Source organism: Pantoea vagans (genome assembly GCF_004792415.1).
Taxonomy (GTDB): domain Bacteria; phylum Pseudomonadota; class Gammaproteobacteria; order Enterobacterales; family Enterobacteriaceae; genus Pantoea; species Pantoea vagans.
On sequence record NZ_CP038853.1, the window covers coordinates 140,203 to 157,438 of the forward strand.

General features: G+C 54.0%; 20 protein-coding genes. 7 read left to right on the forward strand and 13 right to left on the reverse strand.

All coding sequences use genetic code 11. The features are described from left to right. Positions 1 to 131 precede the first annotated feature (131 nt). The 3 genes from EGO56_RS00655 to EGO56_RS00665 all read right to left on the reverse strand — a co-directional run bounded on the left by EGO56_RS00655 (position 132) and on the right by EGO56_RS00665 (position 3,097). Entirely contained in the window at positions 132 to 845 is a 714-nt protein-coding gene (locus EGO56_RS00655) for a hypothetical protein (RefSeq protein ID WP_135907433.1), read from the reverse strand. Then, a complete protein-coding gene (locus EGO56_RS00660; RefSeq protein ID WP_135907434.1) occupies positions 845 to 2,065 on the reverse strand; it encodes a tyrosine-type recombinase/integrase in 1,221 nt (406 codons plus the stop codon). The genes EGO56_RS00655 and EGO56_RS00660 overlap by 1 nt, the downstream gene beginning before the upstream one ends. 168 nt (positions 2,066 to 2,233) lie before the next feature. Further along, complete coding sequence (locus EGO56_RS00665) at positions 2,234 to 3,097, reverse strand: YicC/YloC family endoribonuclease (RefSeq protein ID WP_135907435.1); 864 nt, start codon at positions 3,095 to 3,097, stop codon at positions 2,234 to 2,236. 155 nt (positions 3,098 to 3,252) lie between these two features. Here EGO56_RS00665 and EGO56_RS00670 point away from each other — a divergent pair, with 155 nt between their 5' ends. Further along, positions 3,253 to 3,678, forward strand: a complete 426-nt coding sequence (locus EGO56_RS00670) for a DUF3574 domain-containing protein (RefSeq protein WP_135907436.1) — start codon at positions 3,253 to 3,255, stop codon at positions 3,676 to 3,678. Between the two features lie 38 nt (positions 3,679 to 3,716). Here the strand turns inward: EGO56_RS00670 and EGO56_RS00680 are convergent, their stop codons facing one another. Next, on the reverse strand, positions 3,717 to 4,901 hold the full coding sequence (locus tag EGO56_RS00680; RefSeq protein ID WP_135907437.1) for a NupC/NupG family nucleoside CNT transporter: 1,185 nt from the start codon (positions 4,899 to 4,901) through the stop codon (positions 3,717 to 3,719). A 150-nt stretch (positions 4,902 to 5,051) separates the two neighbouring features. Here EGO56_RS00680 and rph point away from each other — a divergent pair, with 150 nt between their 5' ends. Both rph and pyrE read left to right on the forward strand, forming a co-directional pair. Then, a complete protein-coding gene (gene rph / locus EGO56_RS00685) occupies positions 5,052 to 5,768 on the forward strand; it encodes a ribonuclease PH (protein WP_003851334.1) in 717 nt (238 codons plus the stop codon). Positions 5,769 to 5,817: 49 nt separating this feature from the next. Continuing rightward, complete coding sequence (gene pyrE, locus EGO56_RS00690) at positions 5,818 to 6,459, forward strand: orotate phosphoribosyltransferase (RefSeq protein WP_003851333.1); 642 nt, start codon at positions 5,818 to 5,820, stop codon at positions 6,457 to 6,459. A 35-nt stretch (positions 6,460 to 6,494) separates the two neighbouring features. Here pyrE and slmA read toward each other — a convergent pair whose 3' ends face one another. The 3 genes from slmA to coaBC all read right to left on the reverse strand — a co-directional run bounded on the left by slmA (position 6,495) and on the right by coaBC (position 8,867). After that, complete coding sequence (gene slmA / locus EGO56_RS00695; RefSeq protein WP_033734520.1) at positions 6,495 to 7,091, reverse strand: nucleoid occlusion factor SlmA; 597 nt, start codon at positions 7,089 to 7,091, stop codon at positions 6,495 to 6,497. A gap of 119 nt (positions 7,092 to 7,210) precedes the next feature. After that, complete coding sequence (gene dut, locus EGO56_RS00700; protein WP_135907438.1) at positions 7,211 to 7,669, reverse strand: dUTP diphosphatase; 459 nt, start codon at positions 7,667 to 7,669, stop codon at positions 7,211 to 7,213. Then, a complete protein-coding gene (gene coaBC / locus EGO56_RS00705) occupies positions 7,647 to 8,867 on the reverse strand; it encodes a bifunctional phosphopantothenoylcysteine decarboxylase/phosphopantothenate--cysteine ligase CoaBC (RefSeq protein ID WP_135907439.1) in 1,221 nt (406 codons plus the stop codon). The genes dut and coaBC overlap by 23 nt, the downstream gene beginning before the upstream one ends. 180 nt (positions 8,868 to 9,047) lie before the next feature. On the opposite strand from coaBC, the gene radC reads away from it, so the two are divergent. The 4 genes from radC (at position 9,048) to mutM (ending at position 11,248) form a co-directional block, all read left to right on the forward strand. Continuing rightward, the gene (gene radC / locus EGO56_RS00710) at positions 9,048 to 9,704 is read left to right on the forward strand and encodes a RadC family protein (RefSeq protein WP_033734517.1); all 657 of its coding nucleotides are present in this window, start codon (positions 9,048 to 9,050) and stop codon (positions 9,702 to 9,704) included. A 241-nt stretch (positions 9,705 to 9,945) separates the two neighbouring features. After that, entirely contained in the window at positions 9,946 to 10,182 is a 237-nt protein-coding gene (rpmB, locus tag EGO56_RS00715; RefSeq protein WP_013359508.1) for a 50S ribosomal protein L28, read from the forward strand. A gap of 19 nt (positions 10,183 to 10,201) precedes the next feature. After that, positions 10,202 to 10,369, forward strand: coding sequence for a 50S ribosomal protein L33 (gene rpmG / locus EGO56_RS00720; protein WP_001051798.1), 168 nt, complete (start codon positions 10,202 to 10,204; stop codon positions 10,367 to 10,369). Between the two features lie 69 nt (positions 10,370 to 10,438). Continuing rightward, complete coding sequence (mutM, locus tag EGO56_RS00725) at positions 10,439 to 11,248, forward strand: bifunctional DNA-formamidopyrimidine glycosylase/DNA-(apurinic or apyrimidinic site) lyase (RefSeq protein ID WP_033734512.1); 810 nt, start codon at positions 10,439 to 10,441, stop codon at positions 11,246 to 11,248. Here the strand turns inward: mutM and coaD are convergent. The 6 genes from coaD to EGO56_RS00755 form a co-directional block, all read right to left on the reverse strand. Then, positions 11,245 to 11,724 carry a pantetheine-phosphate adenylyltransferase gene (coaD, locus tag EGO56_RS00730; RefSeq protein ID WP_135907440.1) on the reverse strand — a complete coding sequence of 160 codons (480 nt, stop codon included), beginning with the start codon at positions 11,722 to 11,724 and terminating at the stop codon, positions 11,245 to 11,247. The two genes, mutM and coaD, sit on opposite strands and share 4 nt — an antisense overlap. Then, a complete protein-coding gene (locus tag EGO56_RS00735; RefSeq protein ID WP_135907441.1) occupies positions 11,721 to 12,497 on the reverse strand; it encodes a glycosyltransferase family 2 protein in 777 nt (258 codons plus the stop codon). Before EGO56_RS00735 ends, coaD begins: the two co-directional genes overlap by 4 nt. Beyond that, positions 12,497 to 13,771, reverse strand: a complete 1,275-nt coding sequence (waaA, locus tag EGO56_RS00740; protein WP_135907442.1) for a lipid IV(A) 3-deoxy-D-manno-octulosonic acid transferase — start codon at positions 13,769 to 13,771, stop codon at positions 12,497 to 12,499. The genes EGO56_RS00735 and waaA overlap by 1 nt, the downstream gene beginning before the upstream one ends. 92 nt (positions 13,772 to 13,863) lie before the next feature. Next, positions 13,864 to 14,997 carry a glycosyltransferase family 4 protein gene (locus EGO56_RS00745; protein WP_135907443.1) on the reverse strand — a complete coding sequence of 378 codons (1,134 nt, stop codon included), beginning with the start codon at positions 14,995 to 14,997 and terminating at the stop codon, positions 13,864 to 13,866. Next, positions 14,990 to 16,066, reverse strand: coding sequence for a putative lipopolysaccharide heptosyltransferase III (gene rfaQ, locus EGO56_RS00750; protein WP_135907444.1), 1,077 nt, complete (start codon positions 16,064 to 16,066; stop codon positions 14,990 to 14,992). The genes EGO56_RS00745 and rfaQ overlap by 8 nt, the downstream gene beginning before the upstream one ends. 73 nt (positions 16,067 to 16,139) lie before the next feature. Further along, positions 16,140 to 17,126 (reverse strand): glycosyltransferase, encoded by a 987-nt coding sequence (locus EGO56_RS00755; protein ID WP_272949248.1) that lies wholly within the window; start codon positions 17,124 to 17,126, stop codon positions 16,140 to 16,142. Between the last annotated feature and the right edge of the window lie 110 nt (positions 17,127 to 17,236).

Sequence of the window (17,236 nt, forward strand, 5' to 3'; positions counted from 1 at the left end):
AACACTTAGGTTCGACACTATTGGCCAATATTGGCAACTAAAGGGCAATCAAAGGTAATGCCTAGGCATTGTTTGGCACATTTCGATACCGGAAGAGATATCAATGCATCTTAAGAGCAAGCAACAAAACGTCACTCCTCATCATAAAGTGAGTTAAGAGATGCTCTCAGCTTGTCGTAAAAAGAAGATTTACCCATCCCTTTTTGGCTTATGCCATTAGATTTCGCATAATCGCTCAACAATCTGTGCAAAGGTTCGATGCTTGGGGAACCAGCATTGTTAATCCACTTTGTCGATCCACTGGCTGATTTTTCCATAGCGAGATTGATCGCGAGCAAACCTATAATTTTATGAAGAGATGCATTCTCCTCGTTTTTCTTGTGGGCACCACGCTTGTCCTGAGCATTTTCTTTAGCAATTAAAACTGCCTTTTCGCCGCCACACTGAAAAATGAGTGATTCACCATACTTTTTATATGTTTGACTCAAGGCTTGAGTGCATCTTTCAATCAAAAAATCGGGAGTTACATCTTTTTCAAGAAGAATGAAACAAGATGAGAAAAGGATGTTTGCCTCTATGGGGCTATTGGTCGCGATTGTTTTAGGATAAAGTATGTCCAGTTCATTTTGCTTTCCTTGTGATTTAAGGATAGCGTGTAAATTCCTGTTAACTCTAATGAGATATACACAATAATCACTGATAATACTGTTTTTATCTTTCGGTAACTCATCGTTTCTAAGGTTAGGATCAACATTGGCTAATGCTCTAGCTAATTCCTTTATTTCAACTTGAGGGTAGTGGACTAGCCTTTCAATGGAGCTACCTTTTGAGAAACTAAAATGCATTATAACTTCGCCTCTATTTCAGCCAGAAAATCAGCTAGTTTATTAAGCGCTAATTTTCTTTCATTAAAGTAATTATGTCTATTGTAGATACCTTCAACGCCTTTAATGCGATGGTTAAGACAACGCTCTGCCACCACTGGGTCAATACCTAAAAAGGCCAGATGTGTTCTGGCGGTTCGCCTGAAGTCGTGGATAGTAAAGCCTTCAACATCCTCCATAAGCGGTTTAAGCTTTGCCAGCGCTACGGGAAGAGTGCTTTCTGCAATGTGAGGTATCATCCTATTCTGCATCTTTCTTGCAGGCAGAACCCATTCACTGCCTAAAGAGAGTTGCTTTAGCTCATTCAGCCAAACCAAAGATAATTCAGGAAGAGGGATATCCAGGTTGTCGCCATTTTTAGTGTTTTTCAAATACCACACGCCCTCTTCAAGGTTAAAATCTTCCCATTTGGCCGAGCACAGTTCCATTTTCCTGCAGCAAAGAAGTAAAAGTAGTTTAAAAGTTATTTCATTCTGTCGGCTAAATCCTTTAGCTATTTTCATCGCGCGAAAAAGTAACGTAATTTCCTCTTCCGAAAGAAAACGATCTCTGGATTTTTCCTGTCCACCTGCATCATTGTTATCAAAGGCTGCCGCTGGGTTAACACTCAGATAGTGACGTTTTATACCATAGTTGAATATGCGCTTTATCCAACGTAATACATCATTAGCGATAGTTGGCGCGCCGCGTTGAACAATGCTTTGCAACATTTTATCAATATCACCAGGCTTAACGTCTTCAGCCTTTATGTTGCCTATGTGAGGATTAATATCTTTTTCAATGCGCCTGCGAAGAATATCGGGGTGTTTCCAGCGTCCAACAATTTGTTTCTCGTAGTACTCAATCGCAAGGTCAGAAACACGACGAGCATTCTTCTCTTTCTCGATTTTGGCAAGCGTAGAGGCTTTACGCTCCTGCTTCTCTCCGGCGACGTCATAGCCTAAAGCTACTCTTGCCGATAGCTCTCTGGCCCGTTCGCGCGCTTTTGCTAAGGATAGATCTCCGTATGAACCGATCCACATCGCACGAGCTTTGCCTCCGTAGCTGTAGCGAAAGCGCCATTTAGGTATTGAGAACTCTTTGCGGTAGCAAAGGTACAATCCGTTTCCGTCAGAACGTCCTTCAAACCGTTCCTGAGACTTGAGCCAGGCTTTTATCTGTATGTCTGTTAGCTTTCCCATTCTGCCTGCTTGTACCAAACCGATAACGGTAAAAGGATAATTGGTACATAAGATGGTACAGTAAAAGCGCGAGGTTTTGCGAGAAGTGATGATTCTTAATGAGACAATAAAACCCGTAACTCACGGGTTTTATTGTTGTTATGACATCATGTGAAAGTAAGTGAGAACTTACTCGATATTCTGAATCTGCTCGCGCATCTGTTCAATCAGCACTTTCAGTTCGATCGCTGACGTAGTGATTTCTGCGTTGATCGACTTCGATGCCAGCGTGTTCGACTCACGGTTGAACTCCTGCATCATGAAATCAAGACGACGGCCAACGGCCTCTTTCTTCTTCAGGATGTTGTAGGTCTCTTTGACGTGAGCATCCAGGCGATCCAGCTCTTCAGAGACGTCAACACGCTGCGCCATCATCACCAGTTCCTGCTCAAGGCGATTGTTTTCCAGCTGGACTTCAGCATCTTCCAGTTTGGCCACCAGACGCTCGCGCTGCCATTTGATGACTTCAGGCATCTGCGCACGCACTTTGCTGACTTCCTGTGAAACCCCTTCCAGACGCTGCTCAATCATCGCTTTCAGCGCGGTGCCTTCGCTTTCACGTGCCGCAATGAAATCATCCAGTGCACTATCCAGCGCCTTCAACAACTGCGTGTTAATGGCATCCAGATCCTGCTCCTGTGCAGACATCACACCGGGCCAGCGCAGGATATCCAGCGGATTAATCGCGCCTTCATCGCTCTGCATTTTCACCCAGTTGGCCGCCTGCACCAGCTGTTTCGCCAGCGTTTCATTAAGCATCAGCTCGCCCTGCGCGCTGGGGTCGGCATCAAAACGCAGGTTGCACTCAATTTTACCGCGCGTCAGACGCTGGCGAATGCGTTCGCGGATAACCGGCTCCAGCCCGCGAAACTGTTCCGGCAGACGGATGTAGGTTTCCAGATAACGCTGGTTAACAGAACGCAGCTCCCAGGCGGCGCTGCCCCATTCGCCTTTGGCTTCGCTGCGGGCATAAGCGGTCATACTGCGGATCATAAGCGGTACTCATTTGCGGAAAGATGGGTGAAGTATAGCGAGGCGAGCCACGGCATAACAGGCATAAGCGTCTCACCGGAAAATAACGAACCATTTCCGCTTTCCGCGAGAGCCACTTATGATGACCACTGACCCCTTGTGAGGATGATCGATCTATGTCACGCGTTATTGCCCTTCCTGTAGTGATGGCTCTGCTGCTGGCGGGTTGCCAGACGCGCCACGCGCCGCCCACGAAACCGCAACCCATCTGTGCGGGTGGCGACATGATGATGCAGACCACACTGTGGTTTGGACTGAGCAAACCAGATGGCGGCAGGGTGAGTTCACTCGACTGGATGAACTTTGTGGACAATGAGGTTACGCCACGCTTCAAAGCGGGACTGTCGGTTTATGACGCTAAAGGGCAATGGCTGGGCGAGAACGGCAGACTGGCACGTGAGAACAGTAAAGCGCTGATGCTGATCCACGGTATCGATCCTGCCACTAATCAGGACATTGAGGCGTTACGTACCCTCTATAAAAAACGCTTTGGTCAGGAATCGGTGATGCGGGTGGATGCACCCGTCTGTGTTGGATTCTAGGATGAACGCGGGCGGCAGCGAGGCCGCCCGCGGAATACTCAGATAAACAGACCGGCAAAAGCCGCAGAGAGCAGGCTCACCAGCGTGGAGCCATAGACCAGCTTCCAGCCAAACCGGGAAACCACATTTCCCTGTTTCTCGTTCAGGCCTTTAATTGCGCCCGCCACAATGCCGATAGAGGCAAAGTTAGCAAAGGAAACCAAGAACACCGACAGAATACCCAGACCACGCGTACTCATGCCCGCCGCGACTTTCTGTAACTCAATCATCGCCACAAACTCATTCGCGACCAGCTTGGTCGCCATGATGCTGGCCGCCTGCAGGGCATCCGCTTTGGGAATGCCGATCAGCCAGGCCAGAGGATAGAACAGGTAGCCGAGCAGCTGCTGGAAGCTGTAACCGAACACCGCCGCAAACAGCGCGTTGATGGCAGCAATCAGGGCAATAAAGCCAATCAGCATGGCCAGAATGATCATCGCCACTTTGAAACCAGCCAGGATGTACTCACCCAGCATCTCAAAGAAACTCTGCTCTTCATGCAGTTTTTCCAGCGCGATAGGCTGCTCATTCTGGCTCTCCATCGGGTTGATGATCGACAGAATGATGAAGGTACTGAACATGTTAAGCAGCAGGGCGGCAACCACATACTTCGGTTCAATCATCGACATATAAGCACCGACAATCGACAGCGAAACGGTAGACATCGCGGTCGCTGCCATGGTGTAGAGCCGGCGCGGCGGGATATCACCCAGAATCCCTTTATAGGCGATGAAGTTTTCCGACTGACCGAGAATCAGCGTGCTGACGGCGTTGAACGACTCCAGTTTGCCCATGCCGTTAATCTTCGACAGCAGCGTCCCGAAAATCCGGATCAACAGCGGCAGGATGCGCCAGTGCTGCAATATGCCGATGAGTGCTGAAATAAAGACAATCGGGCAGAGCACGCCAAGGAAGATAAATGCCAGCCCCTGTTTACTCATTCCGCCAAACACAAATTCTGTGCCCTGTGCGGCAAAGCCCAGCAGCGTCTCAAAGAATCCCGCGAATGAGCCGACCAGCGCCAGCCCTCCGGCAGAGTGAAGGAAGAACCAACCCAGCGCGGCTTCCACCACAATCAGTTGAACAATAAAGCGCAGACGAATCTGTTTACGGTCATGACTGACCAGCAGCGCAAGGGCAAAAATCACCACCAGCGCCAGCAGGAAATGAAGAATGGCGGCCATATGTCTTTTTTATCAGAGAGAAAGGAAAGCGCATTTAGCCACAGCTGGCCGGGAATTTCATCTGGTGCCTGCGTCAGACCGGCGCAAGAGACAGCGGGCAAGGAAGTCCGTATAATGCGCAGCCAATCATTAGCAAGCCGGAGAATACCCATGCGTCCAGCAGGCCGTAGCGCACAACAGGTGCGTCCAGTCACATTGACCCGCAATTACACCAAACACGCAGAGGGTTCCGTTCTGGTGGAATTCGGCGAAACGAAAGTGCTTTGCACTGCCTCCGTAGACGAAGGGGTTCCGCGTTTCCTTAAAGGCCAGGGCCAGGGCTGGGTCACGGCTGAATATGGCATGCTGCCGCGTTCAACCCACAGTCGTATGGCGCGTGAAGCCGCAAAAGGTAAGCAGGGTGGCCGTACGCTGGAGATTCAGCGTCTGATCGCCCGTTCACTGCGCGCCGCGGTTGATCTTAAAGCGCTGGGTGAATTTACCATTACGCTCGACTGTGACGTCATTCAGGCCGATGGCGGCACCCGCACCGCGTCAATTACCGGCGCCTGCGTGGCGCTGGCCGATGCGCTGAACAAGCTGGTGGCCAGCGGCAAGCTGAAAGCCAATCCAATGAAGGGCATGGTCGCGGCGATTTCAGTAGGTATCGTTAAAGGCGAAGCGCTGTGCGATCTGGAGTACGTTGAGGACTCCGCAGCAGAAACCGACATGAACGTCGTGATGATGGAAGATGGTCGCATGATCGAGGTGCAGGGCACCGCTGAGGGCGAACCGTTCAGCCATGAAGAGCTGCTGACGCTACTGGCGCTGGCACGTGGCGGCATTGAGGAATTGATTCAGGCGCAGAAAGCAGCGCTGGAAAATTGATGTAACAGGCGACCTCTGGGTCGCCTTTTCTTTATTTGAGGAGTGAGAAATGAAAGCCTGGCAGCGTCAGTTTATTGAATTTGCCCTGAACAAGCAGGTGCTGAAGTTCGGTGAGTTCACTTTAAAGTCAGGGCGTAAAAGCCCCTATTTCTTTAATGCTGGTCTGTTTAACAGCGGACGGGATTTAGCGCTGCTGGGACGCTTCTACGCGCAGGCGCTGGTGGATGGCGCTGTCGATTTCGATCTGCTGTTCGGCCCGGCCTATAAAGGCATTCCGATTGCGACTACCACGGCGGTGGCGCTGGCGGATCATCATGACCGCGATGTGCCTTACTGCTTCAATCGCAAAGAAGCCAAAGATCACGGTGAAGGCGGCCTGCTGGTGGGCAGCCCGCTGCAGGGCAAAGTGATGCTGGTGGACGATGTGATCACGGCAGGTACAGCGATTCGTGAGTCGATGGATATTATCGGTGCGCACAACGCTACCCTGGCAGGCGTTCTGGTGTCGCTTGACCGTCAGGAGCGTGGACGTGGAGAGATGTCGGCGATTCAGGAAGTGGAACGTGATTATGGCTGCAAAGTGACCGCCATTATCACACTGGCCGACCTGATTAGCTGGCTGGAAGAGAAGCCGGAGATGGCCGATCATCTGGCTCAGGTTCGTGCCTATCAGAAAGCGTACGGGATTTAACAGAGGCGGGCATGATGCCCGCCTTCTTTGACTCTTTACACCAGCTGGGCGGCCATCAGCGGCCAGCGAGCCTCAAAGTCTGCGGTGGGACTGAAGCGAAACTCAGAACGGACATAGCGCGACAGTAAACCTTCACAGAAAGCCAGCAGCTGGCTTGCCAGTAATGCCTCATCAGCCTGAAAAGCTTCGCCCTCACGCATTTTCCGTTCACGCATCACCTGTCGCAGTTGCACTTCAATCCGCTCAAACAGCTGATTAATACGTCCCTGCAGCCGGTCCTGCTCGAACATCAGCGCATGGCCGGTCAGGATGCGCGTCAGTCCCGGATTACGCTCACCAAATCCCAGAATCAGTTGCACGATCAGACGCAAGCGCGTCATGGTCTCTTTTTCATCTTTGAGGATCAGATTGATGCGGGTAATCAGACTGTCTTCGATAAACTCAATCAGGCTATCGAACATGCGTGTCTTACTGGGGAAGTGACGATACAGCGCCGCTTCGGAAACGCCTACCGTGGCTGCCAGCTTGGCGGTGGTAATGCGCTGACTGCCATCACCTGACTCCAGCATCTGTGCCAGCGCCTGCAAAATCTCTTCGCGACGGTTCCGCTTCGCGACTTTTTTTTCTGCCATGACCTTAAAAACCCCTGAAATTCACCTAAAAACAGGCAACACCTACGCATCTGCCACAGGAACGCGTCCCATGGCGATGAGGAAAAATAACGGGCGTAAGTGAAAGTCGGTAATGCGGGTTACTGGCGACCTGAGTGGCCGAAGCCGCCTTCGCCGCGCAGGCTGGCGTCGAAATCGTCGACCAGGTTAAATTCCGCCTGTACCACCGGTACAAAGACCAGTTGTGCCATGCGATCGCCGGGTTGCAGAGAGAAACTTTCCTGGCCGCGATTCCAGACCGACACCATCAGCTGTCCCTGATAGTCGGAGTCAATCAACCCGACCAGGTTACCCAGCACGATACCGTGTTTATGGCCAAGGCCGGAGCGCGGCAGGATCACAGCGGCCAGATCGGGGTCGGCGATATGAATCGCCAGGCCGGTCGGGACCAGCGTTGTTGTGCCTGGTGCGATGTCGAGGACCTTATCAATACAGGCGCGTAAATCTAACCCAGCGGAACCTGACGTGGCGTAGGTCGGCAGTGGAAACTCTTTGCCGACACGCGCATCCAGAATTTTAACGTCTATTTTTTTCATCATAACGGCTGACAATCTCGTCTATTAATTGTTGGCCAAGGAGAGACTTATCGCTGAGCGGTAAGCGTTTTTCTCCATCCTGCCAAAAAAGGTGAAGAGCATTGGTGTCGCTATTAAATCCCTGTCCGGCTTTAGCGACATCGTTAGCGCAGATCAGGTCCAGATTCTTGCGCACCCGTTTTTGCCGGGCATATTCTTCCACATTCTGTGTTTCAGCAGCAAATCCAACCACAAATGGCCGGTTTTCCTGAAGTGCGGCGACCCCGGCAACAATATCGGGATTCTTTACCAGGTTCAGCGTGACGTTATCATCGCCGCCCTGTTTCTTGATTTTATCGGCCGCAATATCGGCTGCCCGGTAGTCTGCCACGGCTGCGCTTGCAATGAAAATATGTTGTTTATCTATCTCGCTCATAACAGCGGCCTGCATCTCCAGCGCGCTGGTAACATCAATGCGCCGCACACCCGCTGGTGCCGCCAGGCTGACCGGACCACTGACCAGCGTTACCTGTGCGCCGCGCCTGGCAGCAGCGGCGGCAATCGCAAAGCCCATTTTGCCGGAGCTGTGATTCGAGATGTAGCGCACCGGGTCCAGGGCCTCGCGGGTTGGACCGGCGGTTATCATAATGTTAAGATGTTGCAGATCGTTGACGGGCGCAGCCCACTGCACCGCATGGTCAACAATCACCAGCGGGTCAAGCATCCGGCCCGGCCCGATATCACCGCAGGCCTGGCTGCCGCTGTCCGGCCCCCAGATCAGCACGCCACGCTCATGCAGCGTCTGCAGGTTGTACTGGGTTACCGCCGCACGATACATCTGCTGATTCATAGCGGGCACTACCGCCACGGGTGAGGCCGTCGCTAAGACGGCGGTAGTCACCAGATCGTTTGCCATACCGGCAGTGATTCGGGCAATCAGGTCGGCAGTGGCCGGTGCCAGCACAATCAGGTCGGCCCATTTTGCCAGTTCAATATGACCCATCGCCGCTTCCGCTGCCGGATCAAGCAGATCGTCAAACACCGGATAGCCTGAAACGGCCTGCAGGCTGAGCGGAGTAATAAAGGCCTTTGCCCCCTCCGTCATCATTACGCGGACATCAGCGCCGCGGTCGCGCAGGCGACGCACCAGCTCAGGTGCTTTATAAGCGGCGATACCGCCGCTCACGCCAAGAAGAATTTTTTTGCCGGCTAATCCCATCATGATGTTGGCCTCACTAAGCTCTCTGCCGCCCGCGGCGGCGAATGCACGGACTTTATCACAAAAGCGTGGACGCGCCTTTTCACCAACTGCGTTTGCGAGCCGCCTCGAAGATTGATGCGCCACTGATAGCGGTACGCTTCATGATGGGCCACTCTTAGGCGCATCTCAGGGAGAGCAAAGATGAAAATTAAGGGACCACGGGAAAAACTGCAAAAACTGGGTGCGCATTCGCTCAGCGATACCGAACTGCTGGCCATCTTTCTCCGCACCGGCTCGCCGGGGCAGAACGTCCTTGAGCTGGCCGGGCAGATGCTGGAGGGATTTGGCTCGCTTTATCAGCTCATGACGTCAGACAAAGCGGCAATTTGCAAAATTAAAGGTGTCGGTGATGCCAAGCTGGCGCAACTGCACGCGATTGCCGAACTGGCGAAGCGCTTTTTCGCCAGTAAGCTGGCGCGCGAAAGCGTGATGGAAAATCCACAGATTACACGCCAGTATCTGCAAAGTCTGTTAGCCCACCAGGAACGGGAGATCTTTATGGCCCTGTTTCTGGATAATCAGCATCGGGTGCTGCGGGCACAGAATATGTTCTCTGGCTCCATTAATAGCGTGGAAGTTCACCCCCGCGAGATCGTCCGGGAAGCGCTGAAGCTCAACGCAGCCGCCCTGATACTGGCGCATAATCATCCGTCGGGGATGGCGGAACCGAGCCGAGCTGACCGTGAAGTGACCCATAAAGTCAGCGAAGCCTGTCAGCTACTCGACATCCGTCTGCTCGATCATCTGGTGATTGGCCATGGCGAATATGTCTCCTTTGCTGAGCGGGGATGGCTCTGATTCAGGGAAAATTCGCGCCAGGTGGCGGCTTTTTGCCCGATCATTCGGGATCTTTATCTGTTCGGGACTTGAGCACTTGGGCTGAGCGGCGTATACTACGCCACCTTTGAGAATCTCGGGTTTGGCGGTTAGGCCAGCTTAGCGGGTTCCATGGAACTCGCCTGGCGGGCTGCAAGCCTGACGAGGCGGCCAAAACCTAATTTTTAAAGCTCGAGCTGATTTGATTTTTGGAGATATAGACATGTCACGAGTCTGCCAGGTAACTGGAAAGCGTCCGGTAACGGGTAACAACCGTTCCCACGCAATGAACGCGACGAAACGCCGTTTCCTTCCGAACCTGCACTCACACCGTTTTTGGGTTGAGAGCGAGAAGCGCTTCGTTACTCTGCGTGTATCTGTTAAAGGTATGCGCATTATTGATAAAAAGGGCATTGATACGGTTTTATCCGACATGCGTGCCCGTGGTGAGAAGTACTAAGGTACTAAGGAACTGAATCATGGCTAAAGGTATTCGTGAGAAGATCAAGCTGGTTTCCTCTGCTGGTACAGGTCACTTCTATACCACCACGAAGAACAAACGTACTAAACCAGAGAAGCTGGAACTGAAAAAGTTCGATCCGGTTGTACGTCAGCATGTGATCTACAAAGAAGCTAAAATTAAGTAATTTTAGTGTTCTGCTAAAAACCCGGCTCCGGCCGGGTTTTTTGTTTGTGTAAAACGCAGAGGAGAAGGTATGCCAGAGTTGCCAGAGGTTGAGACCAGCCGCCGCGGTATCGAGCCGCATTTGGTCGGTGAAACCATTCTTCACGCCGTGGTGCGTAATTCACGTCTGCGCTGGCCTGTTTCGCAGGAGATCCTGGCGCTAAGCGATCAGCCGGTGCTCAGCGTGCAGCGTCGGGCGAAATATCTGCTGCTGGAGTTGCCACATGGCTGGATTATTATCCACCTGGGCATGTCGGGCAGCCTGCGGGTGCTTTCCGAAGAGTTGCCCGCCGCGAAGCATGATCATGTTGATTTAGTGATGAGCAACGGCAAAGTACTTCGTTACACCGATCCGCGCCGCTTTGGTGCCTGGCTCTGGAGCAGCGATCTGGCGGGCAGTAGCGTGCTGGCACACCTTGGCCCTGAGCCGCTTAGCGAGCAGTTTGACGGGGCTTACCTGTTTGATAAGTCACGCGGCAAACGGACGCTCATCAAGCAGTGGCTGATGGATAACAAAGTGGTGGTAGGCGTGGGCAACATCTACGCCAGTGAGTCATTGTTTACCGCCGGGATCCTTCCCGATCGTGCTGCCGGTAGTCTGTCGCAGGCTGAAGCGGAGCTGCTGGTCAACACCATCAAAGCGGTATTGTTACGTTCGATTGAGCAGGGCGGTACTACGCTGCGTGACTTTTTACAGACCGACGGCAAGCCTGGCTATTTTGCCCAGCAGTTGCAGGTTTATGGCCGGGCCGGTGAACCCTGCCGGGCATGTGGTACGCCGATTATCAGCGGCAGGCACGGGCAGCGCAGCACCTACTGGTGCCCCAACTGCCAGCATTAAGCCAGTTTAGCCAGCAGTGCCTGATGCACGGGCGCGGGCAGAAAGGCGGAAACATCGCCGCTGTGACGCGCCACCTCTTTGACCAGTGAAGAGGAGATAAACGAGAAGCCTTCAGACGGCATCAGGAACACACTCTCCAGCGTTGGCAGCAGGTGACGATTCATCTGCGCCAGCTGCATTTCATATTCAAAGTCTGACACCGCACGCAAGCCACGGACCAGCACATTCGCCTGCTGGTCACGGGCGAAATTTGCCATCAGGTCGCTGAAGCCGATCACCTCAACGTTCGGCAGATGGGCCACCACCTGACCGGCCAGCGCCACGCGCTCATCCAGGCTGAACATCGGTTTTTTACTGGGGCTGGCAGCAATGGCCAGAATCACCTTATCAAACATCTGCGCTGCCCGCGTCACGATGTCGAGATGACCGAGCGTTACAGGATCAAACGTACCGGGATAGATGGCTTTAGTGGTCATACTCGCCCTTTTGCCGAAGCGTGATTCAGCGCCCAGAGGGCTGAATATTTATTGAAGGTATATTGCGCGTTGACCACCGCCAGAATCCAGCCCTGCTTACCGTCGAGAAAACCGGCACGCAGCAGCAACGTCTTAACAAACGCACCAAGCGTATGGCTGAACACAGAAAAGAGACCGCAACGCTTACCGCGCTGGTGACGTTCTGTGGCCCAGGCTTCGGCATAGGCCAGTTGTTTGCGCTGAAAGGCGATTAAATCGCGGCAGGTCAGATGTTCCAGATCGCCAGGCAACGCCACCACCGGCGCACCGTCACTCTGCAGTGATTCATGCACCAGATTGTCATTGTAATGGAAGGTGCGTGGATAGAGACGCATCACGCGGTCGGGATACCAGCCACTGTGGCGCATAAAGCGGCCGAGGAACAGATTACTGCGGCCCAGGCTGTAAACCGTGCGGCTGGGTGGGGCGACCAGCACCTGCTCAATCGCGGCGCGCAGTTCGGGTGAAACGCGCTCATCCGCATCGATCATCAGAATCATATCGCCGGTGGCATAGTGCTGCGCACGCTGGCGCTGGATGCCATAGCCCTGCCAGTCATCACTTTTATAGACCTGCGCCCCGGCCTGCGTGGCGATCTCAACACTGTCGTCACTACTACCAGAATCCAGCACAATAATTTCGTCGGCCCAGCTGACTGAGGCCAGACAATCCGGCAGCAGCTCCGCTTCATTTTTGGCGATCATCACCACAGAAAGACGCTGGCGTGCTGACATTAGTGGGCCCGTGGTGGCAGATGCGGTTCGAGTAACTGTAGCAGACGCTGAAGTGCACCCTGGTTCTGGTGCAGTACGTCTACCGCATGGCGTCCGTAATAACGGCGGTAATCATCATCCTGTAACAGGTTGGTGACCTCTTTTTCGAGCGAAATGACGTCGGTGACGGTGATCAGACCCTGGCCTTCCTGCAACTTGCTGCAGATATCTTTGAAGTTCCAGATGTAAGGCCCCATCAGCACCGGAAGGGCATGGGCAGCGGGTTCGAGCGGGTTGTGTCCGCCCCGCTCAACCAGGCTGCCGCCGACAAACGCCAGATCGGCGATGCCGTAAAGCAGCATCAGTTCACCCATTGAGTCGCCGATGACCACCTGCGTGGAACCCGAAGGGATCTCACCGCTGCTGCGCAGGATAAAGCTGAAGCCGCGTTCCTGCGTCAGTTCGCGCGCATCGTTAAAGCGTTCAGGATGGCGGGGAACCAGAATCAGCAGCAGATCCGGAAACGTCTGCAGCAGGCGACGATGGGTATCCAGCACGATGGCCTCTTCGCCTTCGTGCGTGCTGGTGGCAATCCACACCGGGCGACGCGGCGCCCACTGGCGACGCAGTGTTACCGCTCTGGCGGCCAGTTCTGGCGTCACGGAGATATCAAACTTCAGGCTGCCGGTAATCGCCAGCTGTGAACGTTTCAGGCCCAGACTCAGGAAGCGGTCGCCATCTTCCGTATTCTGTGCCGCAATCAGCGTGATGCTCTGCAACAGCTGGCGCATAAATTTACCCAGCTTGCGATAGCCTTTGGCGGAGCGGGCCGAGAGGCGGGCATTGGCGATCACCAGCGGAATGTTACGCTGGTGCAGAATGCGGATAATGTTCGGCCACAGCTCCGTTTCCATGATGATCACCAGCCGTGGATTAACCGTATCCAGAAAACGATTAATCGAACCTGGCAGATCATAAGGCAGATAGACGTGGTGCACATCTTTGCCAAAAGCAGATTGCGCCCGCTCAGAGCCGGTTGGCGTCATGGTGGTGACGGTAATCGGCAGGGTCGGGTAACGATGACGCAGTGCGCGCACCAGCGGAATCGCGGCCAGCGTTTCACCCACAGAGACCGAGTGCAGCACAATGCCGTCAGGCTTCACTTTGCCGACACAATAGCCATAGCGTTCTGCCCAGCGTTTGCGATAGGCAGGCGCTTTACGACCGCGCAGCCACAGGCGCAGCCAGATCAGTGGCTGAATGAAGTAGAGCAATGCGGTGTAAATGGTCGTCATAGTTACCGTTACAGCAGGTTCGCGTCTAAAAACAGATTAAAATGAGATGGCGGCATGGTATCAGAAACCCCGCATGCACTCATCCCACATTGTCAGTTGCTACTCACTACCTGCTGATAAAGCGAAGTCAGCGCCTGCGCCAGCCGTTGTGGACCATAAGGCTCAATTTTACGTCGCGCTGCGTCACCCATTCGTGAATCGACGGAAAGCGCCGGTATGGCGTTAATGGCCTGATTTAAGCCATTGATATCCAGGGCATCACAGACGAAGCCTTCCTGACCAGCGGTAATAAATTCTGCGCCACCGCAACCGGTGCTGGTAATTACCGGTAATCCGCAGGCCATCGCCTCCAGCACCACATTCGGAAAGGGATCATAGAGCGTGGGCAGCAACAGGCCATCCGCCGCGTGATAGAACGGCTGCACATCCTGCTGCACGCCGATAAAGCGCAGCCGGTCCAGGCAGTGAAGCTGGTTTGCCAGCTGCTGATAACGTTGTAATTGTTTATCCTGGCCCACCACAATCAGATAGCGATCGCTGGCGGCCAGCGCCTGAATTGCGGCTTTCAGTCCCTTGCGCTCAAAGCCGGAGCCGACATAAATCAGTACGGTCGCGGCATCGGGCAGTGATAGCTGCTGTCGGGAGGCGCGACGGGTTGCTTCTGTAGCGGGCTGGAAACGGCTGGCATCAATAGCGTTATGAATAACGTGGATTTTTCCGGCGTCGAGCGAAAAGCAGCGCAGGATATCGCGCTTTACCATCTCTGAATTACAGATCACTGCTTTCAGCGTCGGAGAGTTAAACATCTCCGCTTCCGCCTGCAGAACATAGCGATGGTAAGAACTAAGCGTCGCGCTCAGCCGTTGCCAGGATGAGACGATGCGGGCACGCTGTTCCAGCCACACGCGATGCACGCCATCACCCGCACGGAAAATGTCACAGCCGGCGATGCGCTCATGGCTTTGTACAATATCAAACTTTTCGCGCTCCCAGCAGGCGCGTGCTGCCCGGGCAAACCCGCGCTCACGCGATACCCGACCCAGCTTTGCCGGATTACAGATATGCAGATGCCAGTCAGGATTAGGCGTGCCCTGCCAGCTGCGGGTAATGATATTGAGATCGAGCTTTTCGCTGCCCAGCGCCTCCAGCGCGCGTGAGATAAAACGTTCAGCACCGCCATCCGGACGATATTTCTGCCGGACAATCGCCAGCCTTAACTTACTCATGCAGGTAGCTCCTCGCTGCCGCGACCACATCCTTTACCGGAATGGCCGAGAGATAACGCTGGTCAGTTTTGGTGTCGATGGAATCGGGTGAGGGCAGCGGGCCATAATCACCCGCCCAGATAACCTGATTGTTGTCGCCCCAGGGGCGCCAGTGCTGCAGCTTGGTCGGGCCAAATAGCGCAATACAGGGCGTTTCAAGCGCGGCCGCCATGTGCATTGGCGCAGAGTCGACGCCAATAAACAGACGGGCATGATCGATAAGCGCCGCCAGCTGCGGCAGCGTGAACTGACCCGCCAGCGAAACTACGTCAGGCGACGCACAGCGCGCGCGAATGCGGTTAATCATCGCCAGCTCCTGCTTGTCCGGCCCGGCGGTCAGCACCACTTTGCGGCCCGGCTGCGCCAGCTGATCAAGTGTGGCTGCAACGCTCTCCTCTTCCCAGCATTTAAAGCCCCAGCGTGAGGTCGGCTGCACCACAATATAGGGCGCGGTAATATGATGTTCCGCCAGTCGGGCCAGTACGATTTGCCGATCAGCGTCGCTGTAGTGCATTGAAACGCGTGCGCCATCGCTGCTGATGCCAAGGGGGGCCAGCGCCGACATGTTCTGTTCAACGGTATGCAGTTTGCTGTGATTGTGTGTGGGGACCAGACGGTTGTGACACCAGCGCCACAGGGCGTTATCGCGTTTTTTGAACGCAAAACCGATACGAACCGGTGCCCCGGACAATCGCGTAATCAGGGCCGCGCGCCACTGATCGGCCAGGTTAATCACCAGATCATAATGGGCGTCACGCACAGCGCGAATTAATGCACGCTCATGGCCCAGCTTGCGCCAGGTGCCCTCCTGCTTCCATTTGCGATCGATGACGTGCAAATGGCGGATGGCCGGATGCGCTTCCAGCATCGGACGCGTTTCCTGATAGAGCAATACGTCGATGCTGGCCTGCGGGTAACGCTCATGAAGCGCATTGATGGCGGGCGTTGTGAGCAGCATGTCACCATGGTGGCGCAGCTTAATCAGTAATATATTTTTTGGAGAGATGTTTGCTGGAATCAGGCTGGCCATAAACAAGAGTTCTCAGAATTCAGTGAACCGATTGTAGGGCAAACCCTTTTTAGGATAAAGCCAGCCTCAAAGGTTATTTATCACGCCACCGATAGAGCCGCGCCAGCCATAACAGCAACTGATACCACTGCTTAATTCCCCGCGCATTACGGAGCATGCGCAGGTGTGTACCTGTCGTGAACAGATCGGCAATGATCGCCTGGCGTGCGCGGGCATCAGGCTCACGCCTCACACTGTGACAAACGCTGAGCGCTTCATGCGTTACCTGATAGTGAAACGACGGGTAGATCTTCACGCGGTCACGATAACGGGTGTTTAGCTCTTCCAGCAGCCGCGCAATCTTCAGGTAGTGACGCTGATATTCCACGTTGCGCTCGCCGGTCCGTTTGCGGTTGCTGATGGAGGCGTCGTGCATATAGTAGCGATAGAGCACTGCGTCGGTGTATCGCACGCGTTTTGCCAGCAGCATAAACTCGGTGGTCCAGGGGATATCCTGATGATGCAGGCCCGGTTCAAACTGCAACTGATGCTGCTCAATCAGTTCCCGACGATAGATCCCAAGCCAGACCACATGCATATAACGATGCGTTTTCAGCGCGGTATTGAGCCAGTCGGCACCGCTCAGCACCGGCGTGCTGCGCAAACGGTCCAGCGGAATCAGCGGTTTTACCCGCTGGCTGTGTTTGAAAAACCACTCGGCATTGCACTGTGCCGCATCCAGATTGTCCGCTTCTGCCATCGTCACCAGCGTCTGATACATATCGGGCTGCATGGTGTCATCTGCATCCGGGAAGGTGACATATTTCCCACGGGCTATCGCCAGACCCGCGTTACGGGCGCGCGACACGCCGCCGTTTTCCTGATGAATCACACGAATATGAGCGTGCTGCTGTGCATACTGGTCAGCGCGCTCACCTGAGCCGTCGGTTGAACCGTCATCGACAATGATGATCTCCAGCGAGGCCAGCGACTGCGCCAGCAGAGACTGCATAAACTCATCAAACATGCTGCCCGCATTGAACATCGGCGTAATGATACTCAGCAGAGGAGAAGTACTCATCACACTATCTTCACCCGCGTTGAATTCACTGCGAAAAGGCGTTGCCTCGTCATAAATCATTTCCAAATCAGCAGAGTGGAATCAGGAAGTTCACGATTATAAGACGGTGT

Bases quoted from the DNA above. Each gene is read 5' to 3' on its own strand.
- EGO56_RS00655 (WP_135907433.1), bottom strand. From the start codon at position 845: ATGCATTTTAGTTTCTCAAAAGGTAGCTCCATTGAAAGGCTAGTCCAC.
- EGO56_RS00660 (WP_135907434.1), bottom strand. From the start codon at position 2,065: ATGGGAAAGCTAACAGACATACAGATAAAAGCCTGGCTCAAGTCTCAG.
- EGO56_RS00665 (WP_135907435.1), bottom strand. From the start codon at position 3,097: ATGATCCGCAGTATGACCGCTTATGCCCGCAGCGAAGCCAAAGGCGAA.
- EGO56_RS00670 (WP_135907436.1), top strand. From the start codon at position 3,253: ATGTCACGCGTTATTGCCCTTCCTGTAGTGATGGCTCTGCTGCTGGCG.
- EGO56_RS00680 (WP_135907437.1), bottom strand. From the start codon at position 4,901: ATGGCCGCCATTCTTCATTTCCTGCTGGCGCTGGTGGTGATTTTTGCC.
- rph (WP_003851334.1), top strand. From the start codon at position 5,052: ATGCGTCCAGCAGGCCGTAGCGCACAACAGGTGCGTCCAGTCACATTG.
- pyrE (WP_003851333.1), top strand. From the start codon at position 5,818: ATGAAAGCCTGGCAGCGTCAGTTTATTGAATTTGCCCTGAACAAGCAG.
- slmA (WP_033734520.1), bottom strand. From the start codon at position 7,091: ATGGCAGAAAAAAAAGTCGCGAAGCGGAACCGTCGCGAAGAGATTTTG.
- dut (WP_135907438.1), bottom strand. From the start codon at position 7,669: ATGATGAAAAAAATAGACGTTAAAATTCTGGATGCGCGTGTCGGCAAA.
- coaBC (WP_135907439.1), bottom strand. From the start codon at position 8,867: ATGATGGGATTAGCCGGCAAAAAAATTCTTCTTGGCGTGAGCGGCGGT.
- radC (WP_033734517.1), top strand. From the start codon at position 9,048: ATGAAAATTAAGGGACCACGGGAAAAACTGCAAAAACTGGGTGCGCAT.
- rpmB (WP_013359508.1), top strand. From the start codon at position 9,946: ATGTCACGAGTCTGCCAGGTAACTGGAAAGCGTCCGGTAACGGGTAAC.
- rpmG (WP_001051798.1), top strand. From the start codon at position 10,202: ATGGCTAAAGGTATTCGTGAGAAGATCAAGCTGGTTTCCTCTGCTGGT.
- mutM (WP_033734512.1), top strand. From the start codon at position 10,439: ATGCCAGAGTTGCCAGAGGTTGAGACCAGCCGCCGCGGTATCGAGCCG.
- coaD (WP_135907440.1), bottom strand. From the start codon at position 11,724: ATGACCACTAAAGCCATCTATCCCGGTACGTTTGATCCTGTAACGCTC.
- EGO56_RS00735 (WP_135907441.1), bottom strand. From the start codon at position 12,497: ATGTCAGCACGCCAGCGTCTTTCTGTGGTGATGATCGCCAAAAATGAA.
- waaA (WP_135907442.1), bottom strand. From the start codon at position 13,771: ATGACGACCATTTACACCGCATTGCTCTACTTCATTCAGCCACTGATC.
- EGO56_RS00745 (WP_135907443.1), bottom strand. From the start codon at position 14,997: ATGAGTAAGTTAAGGCTGGCGATTGTCCGGCAGAAATATCGTCCGGAT.
- rfaQ (WP_135907444.1), bottom strand. From the start codon at position 16,066: ATGGCCAGCCTGATTCCAGCAAACATCTCTCCAAAAAATATATTACTG.
- EGO56_RS00755 (WP_272949248.1), bottom strand. From the start codon at position 17,126: ATGAGTACTTCTCCTCTGCTGAGTATCATTACGCCGATGTTCAATGCG.